This is a genomic window from Streptomyces anulatus (assembly GCF_014650675.1).
In the GTDB taxonomy this organism is placed as follows: domain Bacteria; phylum Actinomycetota; class Actinomycetes; order Streptomycetales; family Streptomycetaceae; genus Streptomyces; species Streptomyces anulatus.
Window position 1 is genome coordinate 1,043,280 of the sequence record NZ_BMVK01000001.1, and the last position, 12,345, is coordinate 1,055,624.

General features: G+C 74.2%; 8 protein-coding genes. 7 read left to right on the forward strand and 1 reads right to left on the reverse strand.

The annotated features are described in order from the left end of the window. Positions 1–8 precede the first annotated feature (8 nt). The 7 genes from IE272_RS04550 to IE272_RS04580 all read left to right on the forward strand — a co-directional run bounded on the left by IE272_RS04550 (position 9) and on the right by IE272_RS04580 (position 11,276). Positions 9–1,397, forward strand: coding sequence for a GlnX family signal transduction membrane protein (locus tag IE272_RS04550; RefSeq protein ID WP_190006288.1), 1,389 nt, complete (start codon positions 9–11; stop codon positions 1,395–1,397). Between the two features lie 11 nt (positions 1,398–1,408). Next, a complete protein-coding gene (locus IE272_RS04555; RefSeq protein ID WP_190006289.1) occupies positions 1,409–2,446 on the forward strand; it encodes a glutamate ABC transporter substrate-binding protein in 1,038 nt (345 codons plus the stop codon). A gap of 109 nt (positions 2,447–2,555) precedes the next feature. Continuing rightward, a complete protein-coding gene (locus IE272_RS04560; protein ID WP_050360794.1) occupies positions 2,556–3,929 on the forward strand; it encodes a coiled-coil domain-containing protein in 1,374 nt (457 codons plus the stop codon). Then, entirely contained in the window at positions 3,926–6,766 is a 2,841-nt protein-coding gene (locus IE272_RS04565) for a serine/threonine-protein kinase (protein WP_190006290.1), read from the forward strand. The genes IE272_RS04560 and IE272_RS04565 overlap by 4 nt, the downstream gene beginning before the upstream one ends. Before the next feature lie 2 nt (positions 6,767–6,768). Further along, on the forward strand, positions 6,769–8,202 hold the full coding sequence (locus IE272_RS04570; protein WP_073959069.1) for a PP2C family protein-serine/threonine phosphatase: 1,434 nt from the start codon (positions 6,769–6,771) through the stop codon (positions 8,200–8,202). Positions 8,203–8,292: 90 nt separating this feature from the next. Beyond that, complete coding sequence (locus IE272_RS04575) at positions 8,293–9,654, forward strand: vWA domain-containing protein (RefSeq protein WP_050360796.1); 1,362 nt, start codon at positions 8,293–8,295, stop codon at positions 9,652–9,654. 131 nt (positions 9,655–9,785) lie between these two features. After that, positions 9,786–11,276: an FHA domain-containing protein gene (locus tag IE272_RS04580; protein WP_190006291.1), complete on the forward strand. Its 1,491-nt coding sequence runs from the start codon at positions 9,786–9,788 to the stop codon at positions 11,274–11,276. A gap of 7 nt (positions 11,277–11,283) precedes the next feature. Here the strand turns inward: IE272_RS04580 and IE272_RS04585 are convergent, their stop codons facing one another. After that, the gene (locus IE272_RS04585; RefSeq protein ID WP_190006292.1) at positions 11,284–12,279 is read right to left on the reverse strand and encodes a methyltransferase domain-containing protein; all 996 of its coding nucleotides are present in this window, start codon (positions 12,277–12,279) and stop codon (positions 11,284–11,286) included. Positions 12,280–12,345: the final 66 nt, after the last annotated feature.

Here is a 12,345-nt window from a genome sequence, read left to right on the forward strand (position 1 = left end):
GAGGTCGAGTGACACACCCGCCGAGCGGCGGCACGCAGACGCTGCGCACGCCGGACCCGGTGTCCGCGCACGTCGACGTGGACGCACAGCACCGCACCACGTGGGCCGCGCAGACCGAGCGCCTGCGCGCCGTGGCGACGACCGAGCCCGGCAGGCTCCAGATCATCGGGGCCGTCCTGGCCCTGCTGGTCGTGGCGTTCGGCGCGGTGACCACCCTGGAGATCTCGTCGCGGGCCTCGTCCGCCGACGACGTGGTCAGCCGCAGTCAGCCGCTCAGCGCCGACGCGGCGGACATCTACCGCTTCCTGGCGGACGCGGACACGACGGCTGCCAGTGGGTTCCTCGCGGGCGCACAGGAGCCCGAGGCCGTGCACGAGCAGTATCGGAAGGACATCGAGGAGGCGGCCCGGCTGCTGGTGAAGGCCTCGGGGAGCACCGAGTCCGACAGCGCGTCCAGCCGTGAGATAGCCACCCTCAACAAGCTGCTCCCGGTCTACACGGGCCTGATCGAGCGCGCCCGCGCCAACAACCGCCAGGGACTCCCGCTGGGCGGCGCCTATCTCCGGTACGCGAACCAGAAGATGACCGGCGAGATGCTGCCGGCCGCCGAGCGGCTGTACGCGGCGGAGACGGGCCGGCTGGAGACGGACTCCGCCGACGCCCGGCAGTGGCCCCTCCTGTCGCTCGGCGCCGGGATTCTGGTGCTCGGCGCGCTGGCGTGGATGCAGCGGCGCACCTACCGCCGGACGAACCGGGTGCTGAACCACGGGCTGCTGGCGGCGACGGCCGCCGCCTCGGTGGTGGTGCTCTGGCTGGCCGTGGGGCACGCGGTGGCCCGTGCGGAGCTGCGGTCGGCGATGGTGCACGGCCAGGCGTCCCTGGATGTGCTCAACGACGCGCGGATCAACTCCCTGAAGGCGCGCGCCAACGAGAACCTCACCCTGGTGGCGCGTGGCGCGGTGCTGACCCCCGACGGCTCCGCCGACCAGTACGAGGCGGACTACACCACGGGGATGAAGGCGTTGAAATCCCAGTTGGAGAAGGCCGATCGGCTCGCGGACGACGAGAGCGGGAACGCGCCGGTCGCCGCCGCGGCCCAGGGCGTGGCCGAGTGGCAGGTCCGCCACCGCGAGGCCCGTGCCACGGACGACCACGGCGACTACGACGGAGCTCTGGAGCAGATCATCGGGACCGAGGGTTCCACCGGGCAGTCCTTCCAGCAGGTGGACGCCGCGCTGGAGAAGGCGCTCGCCCATGAGCAGGGCGAGTTCACCTCGGCGGCGAAGGACGGGCGGGGGGCCCTGCGGGGCCTGCCGATCGGCGCCGCGGCGCTGGCGGTCCTGGGGGCCGCCGGCGTGATCGTCGGGGTCAACCGCAGGCTCTCGGAGTACCGGTGAGAGGGGCAGCGATGAGCAGGTCGAAGGAGCGTCCCGCGCGCGGCGGCCTGCGCGGCTGGGGCGGCGTGGCGGGGATGGCGGCGGCGTGCGCGGTCACCGCGGCGGTCACCCTGCTGCCGTTGGCCCACCACGGCGGCGGGGCGGCCGGAGCGGGCCTCCGGGGCGGCGGAGCGGTGACGGCCGACCGGGCGCGGGCCGAGGAGTGCACCGAGCCGGAGGCGAGCCTGCCCGCGTCGAGCGCCGACGGGCCCAGCATCGAGAGGATCAAGGAGCGCGGCAAGCTGATCGCGGGCGTCGACCAGAACAGCTTCCGCTGGGGCTACCGCAATCCGGCGGCCCGGGAGCTGGAAGGGTTCGACATCGATCTGGTGCGGGCCATCGCCAAGGACGTCCTGGGCGACCCGGACGCGGTGATCTTCCGCGCGATCCCCACCAACCAGCGCATCGCCGCCCTGGAGAACGACCGGGTCGACGTCGTCGTGCGGACGATGACGATCAACTGCAAGCGGCTGGAGCAGGTCTCCTTCTCCACCGCCTACTTCCAGGCAGGGCAGCAGGTGCTCGCCCCGAAGGGGTCGACGATCACCGGCTACGACGAGTCGCTGAAGGGCAAGCGGGTCTGCTCGGCCGAGGGCTCCACTGCGTACGAGGCGTTGGAGAGGAAGTCCTTCGGGGCGCTCTACAAGGACGACTTCGAGGGCACCGAGCGCGACCGGGACCTGCTGACCGTGCCCAACCAGCTGGACTGCCTGGTGCGGCTCCAGCTCGGTGAGGTCGACGCGGTCGTCACGGACAACGCCCTGGCGGCCGGCCAGGCGGCGCAGGACCCGGCGGTGGAGCTCAAGGGGAAGACCCCGTTCACCACGGAGTACTACGGCGTCGCGACGAAGAAGGGCGCCGACGACCTGGTGGCCCGGGTGAACAAGGTCCTCGTGGACTACCGGGCGGGCGGCAAGGACAGCGCCTGGATGACGTCCTACCGCAAGTGGCTGGCGGCCGGACTGCCCGGCATAGCGGGCCCGCCCGCCCCCAAGTACCGGGGCGACTGACCCGGAGCGCCCCTGGGCGCACGGACCGGGGCGGGCGGACCGGAGCAGACCGAGACAGACCGATCCCGCCGGGCCCACCGGCCCGGCGGGGAGAGCGGAGAGGTGATCGATGGGCGTCGCGGGATCCTTCCCCAGCTTCGCGGGGAGGCCCCCCGGCCCGGTCATGGACCGGGAGGAGGCGGACCGTGCGCTGGCCCGGCTCGGTGCGGAGCACGAGGCCATCGAGACCTCGCTCCTCGCGCTCCAGGACCATGCCGGCCGCCGGCTCCTGGAGGGCGCCGAGCTGACCGGCGTCACCCGGGAGCGCTGGGCCACGACCGAGCAGTCGATCACTCTGCTGTGGGGCTATTTCGACGCGTACGCGGGCGCCCTGTCCGAGGCCCGGGAGATCCGTGCGCGGCGGCGCCACCCCAACCGGGAGGACCTCGTCGCGCTGACCGACCTGCTGCGCGGCGAGGCCGTCACCGTCGCCAACCCGGGTGCCGTGCCGCCGCCCTCGGTCGCGGGTCCGGCCAGGCTCTCCGAGCGGTTCTCCCTCCAGGAGCTGGTCGCCCGGATGAACGAGCTGTACGCCCGGTCCCTGGACATGGTCGTCTCCTCCGACTCCGTGTGGTCGGCGCTGCCCGCCCGGATCGATCTGCTCGCCGCCGAGCTGCACCGGACGCGTTCGCTGGCGCACTCCGTGGGGGTGCGGCCCGGTGAGCATCCGGCCGGGGACGATCTGGCGGAGATCACCGAGGAGCTGGCCACACTGCGGGTGCAGGTGATCTCCGACCCGCTGGCGTTCTGGCTGCCGGGGCCCGGCAGCGCCGCGCCGGGCGGCGGCCGCCCCGACACCTCGCGCTACGACCGGGCGGCCCGCGCCCTGGAAGACGTACGGCGGGAGATCGAGGCGGTGCTCGCGGTCCGGCAGGATGCCGAGGCGCGGCTGGTGCGGCTGCGGGACGTGCTCTCGCGGGCCGACCGCACCCTGACGGAGGCGAGGGCGGCGCGCGGCGAGGTCCTGGCCAAGATCGCGGCCTCCGAGGTGCCTGCGGTCAGCGGGCCGCCGACCGCCCTCCAGGAGCGGCTGGCGGCGGCGTCGGACCATCGCAGGTACGCCCAGTGGCACCGGCTCTCGCCGCTGCTGGAGTCGCTGGAGCAGGAGGCCGAGGACGAGCTGCTGCGCGCCCGGGAGTCGCTGACCTCGGTGACGGCTCCGCTGGCGGTCCGCGCGGAGCTGCGCGGCCGGCTCGACGCGTACAAGGCGAAGGTGGCCCGGCACGGCCTGGCGGAGGATCCGGTGCTGATCGAGCGGTACGACGCGGCGCGCCGCATGCTGTGGAGCGCGCCGTGCGATCTGCGGGTCGCCGAGCAGGCCGTTCTGCGCTACCAGCACGCGGTCGCGGACATGCTGACGCCGCGCCGGCCCGACGGACCGCAGGACCGGCGGGGCGCGGGCACCGGAACGGGCACGGGCGAACAGCAGGGGGAGACACGATGAGTACGCAGTGCCAGCGCCCCGCGTGCGAGGGGAACTACGAGGACATGGGCGGCGGTGAGCTGTACTGCGACACCTGCGGTCTGGCGCCGGTCGTCTCGCCGACGGGCATGGTCTCCTCGCCGCCGACCGGGATCGCCGGGGGCGGCCGGGCGAGCAGCCGGGACAGTTCCTCGGCCCGGTCCGGCTCCCGCGCCTCCGCGCGCTCCTCGTCCCGTTCGTCGACCTCGCGCCGCTCGGTCTCCGGCCGGCTGTCGCGCTCGCTGTCCGGGGCGTCCACCTCCCGTTCGGTATCGGTGCGTTCCTCGGGTTCGACGTCGGCGGCCTCGGCCCGGGGGCGGCTCGGCGTCGGCCTGGTGGACGTCCCGGACGTGCCCCGGCCCGATCCGCGCACGGCGGTGATGGAGAACCCGGAGGTGCCCGAGCGCAAGCGGTTCTGCTCCCGTTCGGACTGCGGTGCGCCGGTGGGCCGTTCGCGCGGTGAGCGGCAGGGCCGCACCGAGGGCTTCTGCACGAAGTGCGGTCACCCGTACTCCTTCGTGCCGAAGCTGACCGGCGGCGACATCGTGCACGGCCAGTACGAGGTCGTGGGCTGTCTGGCGCACGGCGGGCTCGGCTGGGTCTATCTCGCGGTGGACCGGGCCGTGTCGGACCGCTGGGTGGTCCTCAAGGGCCTGCTGGACACCGGCGACCAGGACGCGATGGCGGCCGCGATCTCCGAGCGCCGCTTCCTCGCCGAGATCGAGCACTCCAACATCGTGCGGATCTACAACTTCGTCGAGCACCTGGACCAGCGGACCGGCTCGCTCGACGGCTACATCGTGATGGAGTACGTCGGCGGCAAGGCGCTCAAGGAGATCGCCAACGAGCGCCGCACCCCGGCCGGCAAGCGCGACCCGCTGCCGGTCGAACAGGCCTGCGCGTACGGGATCGAGGCGCTGGAGGCGCTCGGCCATCTGCACAGCCGCAACCTCCTCTACTGCGACTTCAAGGTCGACAACGCGATCCAGACCGAGGACCAGCTCAAGCTGATCGACATGGGCGCGGTGCGCCGGATGGACGACGACGAGTCGGCCATCTACGGGACGGTCGGCTACCAGGCCCCCGAGGTCGCGGAGGTGGGCCCGTCGGTGGCCTCCGACCTCTACACGGTGGCCCGGACGCTGGCGGTCCTCACCTTCGACTTCCAGGGGTACACGAACGTCTTCGTGGACTCGCTGCCGGACCCGGACAACATCGAGGTGTTCCGCACCTACGAGTCGTTCTACCGGCTGCTGGTGCGGGCCACCGACCCGGACCCGGCCCGCCGGTTCGCCTCCGCGGCGGAGATGGCCGAGCAGCTGACGGGGGTGCTGCGGGAGGTCGTGGCGCTCCAGACGGGCCGGCCGCGCCCGGCCCTGTCGACGCTGTTCGGCGCGGAACTGCGGGTGGTCGACACGGAGTTGTTCGCCCGGCAGACGGACGACGTCTCGCGGCTGGGCGGCCGGGAAACCGGCTCCGGGCGTGGCGGGCTCCTGGGGCGCCGCAAGGGCCGCGGCCTTCCGCCGTCCGGCGTTCCGGCGCAGGGCGGCACCTGGCAGCCCCATGGCGGCGCGGCTCCGGTCGAGCCGGGGGCCGTGACGTCCGCGGTGGCCGGGGCGCTGCCGGTGGGGGCCCGGCCGCCCGGTCCTGCGGGGGCCCACCCGTCAGGTCCGGCGGGGGCCTCTCCGCTCGCGGCGCCGCCGACCCATGTCCGCGGCTCGGCGCAGGGCGTCGCCCCGTACGCTCCCCCGGCGCATGCTCCGCTCCCGGCGCCCCGGGCGGCGGAACCGGCCCCGGGCACGCCCGTCGGGCCGTATGTCACGACCGGCCCGTACGGCCCCTTCGGGTCGACCTCCGGGGGCGTCCTGCTCACCCTGTTCGACACGCGGGCCACGTCGCTGGCGCTGCCGGTCCCCCGGGTCGACGCGATGGACCCGAACGCCGGTTTCCTCGCCGGTCTCATGGCCTCCGCCCCGGCCGAGCTGATCACGGCCCTGCACACGGTGCCGGCCCCCTCGCTGGAGACCCGGCTGCGGGAGCTGCGGGCCCGGCTGGAGCTGCGGGAGCTGGACTCGGCCGCCCGTGCGCTGACCACCCTGGAGGGTGAACACGCGGACGACTGGCGGGTCGTCTGGTATCGCGGCGTCACCTCGCTGGTGACCGGTGACCACGAGACGGCGGCGCTCTCCTTCGACGCGGTCTACGACGCGTTCCCCGGGGAGATGGCGCCCAAGCTGGCGCTGGGGATCTGTGCTGAGGTGCTGGGCCAGCTGGACAACGCCGCCGAGTACTACCGCCTGGTGTGGGCGACCGACCCGGGATTCGTCAGCGCCGCGTTCGGCCTGGCGCGGGTGCAGATCGCCGCCGGCGAGCGGGCCGGGGCGGTGAGCACCCTGGAGTCGGTGCCGGAGGCCTCGATCCACTACACGGCGGCGCGGGTCGCCGCCGTCCGGGCGCGGCTGCGCGAGCGCTCGCACCGGGAGCCGCTGCTGGCCGACCTGACGGCCGCCGGCATCCAGGTGGCGGCGCTGGCCGCGTTCGGTCTGGACCCGGTGCGTCACGAGCAGTTGTCGACCGAGGTACTGGGCAAGGCGCTCGACTGGGTACTCTCCGGTAGTGCCGGTGTCCCGGGGCCGGCCGGACCGGCCGCCGGTTCGCCGGGTGCACGCAAGCTGCTCGGCGCCGAACTGAACGAGCGGGGGCTGCGGTTCGGGCTGGAACGCTCGTACCGGATGCTCGCCCGGCTCGCTCAGCGGGGCGACGAGAGGATCGAACTGGTGGAGCGGGCCAACCGTTTCCGCCCCCGGACGTGGGTGTGAAGATGTCACAGAGCCACCAGCAGCCCGCCCTGTCGAAGTGCCCCGGCTGCGAAGAGCCGCCGGTTGCGGGCGACCTGTTCTGCGGGGCGTGCGGCTACGACCTCTCGGCCGTTCCGGCGCGCCCCGACGACCGGCCCACGATGGCCATCACCGTGCCGCCGGCCGCCCCGGCGGCCGAAACGGTGCGGTGGCCCATCGCCGAGGAGACCGACAGTTCGGACGTGCCCGCGCCCGTGGTCCGTCCGGCGGACGTGCCGGGGACGGACTCGGGCGGCAGGCCGCTGACCGGGCCGGACACGCCGGACGCGGAGTCCGGGCGGGGCGCGGCGTCGCCGTCCGGGCCGGTGCGGACGGGCGGGCCGGATTCCGCGGCCGCCCGGGTGCGCCACGACGACCGGGCGGACCCGGGCGGTGCGGAGGCCTCCGGTGACTTCGCGCTGGCCGCCCCCGATCCCCGGGCGCCGGAGCACGCCGCCGCGCTCGCCGCCGCCCCCGCCCCCGGGGCGAAGGTCTGTGTGGCCTGCCGCTCCGGCCGGGTGGACGCCGACGGCTACTGCGAGAACTGCGGGCACGCCCAGCCCCGTGAGCGCGACCACATGGAGCAGGAGCTCGACGCGGTGGCCGCCGTCAGCGACCGGGGCCTGCGCCACCACCGCAACGAGGACTCCTTCGCGGTGTCCTCGACCGCGCTGCCGGACGGCTCGCCCGCCGTCGTCGCGATCGTCTGCGACGGCGTCTCCTCGGCGAGCCGTCCCGACGAGGCGTCGGCGGCCGCCGCGAGCGCCGCCAACGAGGCGCTGCTGGAGTCCCTGCCGCGCGGTGCGCACCCGCAGCAGGCGATGCACGAGGCGATCGTCGCCGCGTCCGAGGCGGTCAACGCCCTGGCGCAGGAACCGGCCGGGGCGAGGGAGCACGACGCGCACCGCCACCAGAACGCCCCGGCCTGCACCCTGGTCGGCGCGATCATGGCGGGCGGCCTGCTGATCGTCGGCTGGGTCGGCGACAGCCGGGTCTACTGGGTGCCGGAGGACCGGACCCAGCCGACCGCCCGGCTCACCGAGGACGACTCCTGGGCCGCGCAGATGGTAGCGGCCGGCCTGATGAACGAGGCGGAGGCGTACGCGGACGAGCGTGCCCACGCCATCACCGGCTGGCTCGGCGCCGACGCGTACGAACTGGAGCCGCACACCGCCGCGTTCAAGCCGGACCGGCCGGGTCTGGTGGTCGTGTGCACGGACGGCCTGTGGAACTACGCGGAATCCGCGGAGGAGATGGCCGCCGCCGTCCCGGCCGACGCCCAGCGACAGCCGCTGCACGCGGCCCGCGCGCTCGTCGGACACGCTCTCGACGGCGGGGGCCACGACAACGTAACAGTGGCGCTTCTGCCGTTCGCCGTACGGCCGCAAGGGGCAGGATCGGCCTGCGACACCGTTTGAGCCGGTTTTCCGCCCTTGCCCCGACCCCGTGTCAGCCGCCCGCGTCCCCTCTTCACCTGATCCCCTGTGGAGCCTCAAGGAGCCGACCAGATGGCCAACTTCTCCAAGTCGAACGTGCCGCAGTTCTCCGTCGAGGTGTACCAGAACGAGTTCCTGCCCGAGGGCGGTCGTGAGGTCAACGCGATCGTCACCGTGACCTCGACCGGCGGCGGCACCACCGGCGGCATACCGCTGGCGGGTTCGACGCCCTCGCCCGCGTACGGGCCGGGGCAGGGTCCCGACGCGGCCGTGGTGCTGATGGTCGACTGTTCCGGCTCGATGGACTACCCGCCGACGAAGATGCGCAACGCGCGCGACGCGACGGCGGCGGCCATCGACGCCCTGCGCGAGGGCACCCGGTTCGCGGTGGTCGCCGGGACGCATGTGGCCAAGGACGTCTATCCGGGCAACGGGCGGCTCGCGGTCGCCGACCAGCAGACGAGGGCCCAGGCCAAGGACGCCCTGCGGAAGCTGAGCGCGGGCGGGGGCACCGCGATCGGCACCTGGCTGCGGCTGGCCGACCGGCTGCTGGGCGCGGCCGAGGTGGATATCCGGCACGGCATCCTGCTGACCGACGGCCGCAACGAGCACGAGGCGCCCGAGGACCTGCGGGCGGCCCTGGACTCCTGTGCCGGCCGGTTCACCTGCGACGCCCGCGGGGTGGGCACCGACTGGGAGGTGAAGGAGGTCACCGGCATCGCCGCAGCCCTCCTCGGCACGGCCGACATCGTCGCCGACCCGGCGGGCCTGGCCGCGGACTTCACGCGGATGATGGAGAACGCCATGGGCAAGGAGGTCGCGGACGTGGCTCTGCGGCTCTGGACGCCGGTGGGGGTGGAGATCCGGTTCGTGAAGCAGGTCGCGCCCACGGTCGCGGATCTGACCGGGCGGCGGACCGAGGCAGGTCCCCGGGCCGGGGACTACCCGACCGGTTCCTGGGGCGACGAGTCCCGCGACTACCACGTGTGCGTCCTGGTGCCGGAGGCCGGGATCGGCCAGGAGATGCTGGCCGCCAGGGTGTCGCTGATCCTGCCCGACCCCTCGGGTGCGGGCGCTCCGCAGACGCTGTCGCAGGGCCTCGTGCGGGCCGTGTGGACGGACGACATGGTGGCCTCGACCTCGATCAATCCGCAGGTCGCGCACTACACGGGTCAGGCGGAACTGGCACAAGTCATCCAGCAGGGCCTGGACGCACGCAAGTCGGGCGACTTCGACGGCGCGACGGCGAAACTGGGCCGTGCGGTGCAGCTGGCGTCGGCGTCCGGGAACCAGGACACTGCGAAACTGCTTTCGAAGGTGGTCGACGTCGTCGATGCCGCGACAGGTACTGTGCGACTGAAGGCGAAGGTTGCGGAAGCGGACGAGATGACCCTCGAAACGCGCTCCACCAAGACCGTTCGCGTCAAGAAGTAGCACGGCACGGTCATCGGACGACCACCGGGCCGTGAGCACAGAGCAACCCTACGTATGCGTTGGGCAAGGACGCCCGCGATCGACAGCATGACGGCCCCCGGGGCCGGAAGAGGAGAGGGGGAAGCGCCGACATGCCGACCTGCCCGAACGGACACCAGTCGGGTTCCGAGGACTGGTGCGAGGTCTGCGGACACCGCATGGCGACCGGCGGTGCGCCCGCGGGCGCAGTGCCCCCGCCTCCTCCGCCGCCGCCCGCGCCCGGTTACGGCTACCCGCAGCAGGGTTCCGGCGGTGGCCAGCCCACCATGCAGGCGGAGCTGTGCCCGCAGTGCCGCACACCGCGTGAGGCGATGGCTCCGTACTGCGAGGAGTGCCGCTGGAACTTCCTCACCAACACGGCGACCTCCTACACGCCGCTGGCCCCGCAGCACGGCACGCCCGGCGGACCTCCGCCCGGCCTCAACCTGCCGCCCGGCTTCCAGGCGCAGGGCCCCGGCGGCCCCCCTGGCCCCGGCGGACAGCCCGGCCCCGGCGGTCCCGGTGGCCAGGGCGGTCCGCCCGGTGCGCCCCAGCCGCGCGACCCGTTCGACTACCAGGGCTCGCGCCCCTCGCAGATGAACCGTCCCGCCGAGCCGCTCGCCCCCGAGCAGAACGGCCCGCACGGGAACGGCGGTCCGCACGGGAACGGCGGTCCGCACGGGAACGGCGGTCCGCACGGGAACGGCGGTCAGGGCGGGCCTCCGCCGCAGGCGTTCCAGCAGGGCCCCCCGCCGCCGTCGTTCCAGCAGGGTCCGCCGCCGCAGCAGCAGTCCGGCCCCTCGCCGTTCGAACCGCAGCAGTCGGCTCCCTCGACACACTCGCCGTTCGAGCCCCAGCAGGCCTCGCCCTTCGCGCCGCCGCAGCAGCAGCAGTCGGCACCGCCCGGGCCGCCGCAGCCGTCGGGGCACACCGGTGGCGGGGACGACTGGATGCTGCCGCCGCCCTCCCAGGCCCAGCAGGCCCAGCAGGCCGCCCAGTCTCAGCCGCCGCAGGCGTTCCAGCAGCCGGGCCCCCACCAGGGGCAGGGCCACGGACAGAACCAGGGGCAGGGCCAGGGGTACGACCAGCAGGGCCCACCGGGCCAGCAGGGTAACGGTCCGCAGCACGGCCAGGACCAGGGATACGACCAGGGACAGCAGCACGGCGGGGTGCCCGGCCAGGGCCGGCCCCAGCAGTCCACCTCCTGGACCGCCGTGATCGCTCCCGACCGCGCGTACTTCCTCGCGATGATGCAGCGCAGCGGCCCCGAGGCGACCGGGCTGAACCTGCCCGCGTACTCCCCGGAGCAGCGCCTTCCGCTCACCGGGAGCCAGATCACCATCGGGCGTCGCCGGCACAGCACCGGCGAGTCCCCCGACGTCGATCTGTCGGTGCCCCCGGAGGACCCGGGCGTCTCGCACCAGCACGCGGTGCTGGTGCAGCAGCCCGACGGCAGTTGGGCGGTCGTGGACCAGAACTCCACCAACGGCACCACGCTGAACGGCGCCGAGGACCCGATCCAGCCCTACGTCCCCGTACCGCTCCAGGACGGCGACCAGGTGCACGTCGGGGCGTGGACGACGATCACGGTGCGCCGGGACTGAGACCCGCTCACCCGGTCGCGAGCGGCCAGGTGTACGGCCCCTGCGGGTCATCCAGCCAGGCCCACTGCCGGCCCTCGCCGACCGTGATGCCGTACCTCTCCCGCTGCGGGCGCTCCTCGCGCTCCCAGAGGGAGAGGGCCTCGTGCGGATCGAGGGTGCCCGCGGTCAGGGTCAGCAGGAACCGGAAGAGGTCGTCCCCGGCGATCCGGCGCGGCAGCCCGCCGAGATACGGCAGCCCGCCGGGCCCCGGGAGCGCCCCGCGCAGGGGCACGAAGTACGCCGGGGTGTGCAGGAAGTGCCCCTCGGCGCGCGGGCCGTGCGCCGTCGCGCGGACCTGGAGCGAGACCAGGCCGGTGGCGAGCGGCGCGAGGATGCGCGCCCCCGGACGGCACTGTTCCGGCCAGGTCTCCGGCACGGACGGCAGGGTGCAGGTCGCGATGATCCGGTCGTACGGGGCGCGCCGCGGGCAGCCCCGGGCCCCGTCGCCGGTGACCACCGTCGGGCGGTAGCCCGCCGCGGCGAGGTGGCCCCGGGCCGACTCCGTGATCTCCGGGTCCAGGTCGAGGCTGGTCACCGCGGAGTCGCCGAGCCGGTGGGCGAGGAGCGCCGCGTTGTAGCCGGGGCCGGTGCCGATCTCCAGGACCGTGTGCCCGTCCCGTACGTCGAGGGCGTCGAGCATCAGGGCCATCAGGGACGGCTGGCTGGAGGACGAGACGAGTTCGCCGTCCTTGAGCCGGGTGGCCAGCGCCCCGTCCGCGTACACCCCGCGCAGCCAGCGGGAGCGCCGTTCGGGGTCGGGGTCCTCGCCCCAGAGGCGTTCGAAGCCCCGGATTCCGTGCACGTAGTAGAACGGCACGAACAGATGGCGGGGCACCTCGGCGAAGGCCGTACGCCAGGCGGGGTCGGTGAACGCGCCCCGCGCGGCGATCTCCCGCACGAGGGCCTCCCGCGCCGCGTCGGTCTCGGCGTCGGGCGGGGAGGGGCCGTGCCGGTGTGCACCCATGTCTCCACTGTCCTGCGCCGGGGCCGCGCGGGCGAGCGGCCGAGCGGGCTTTTCGGCCCTTGGTCC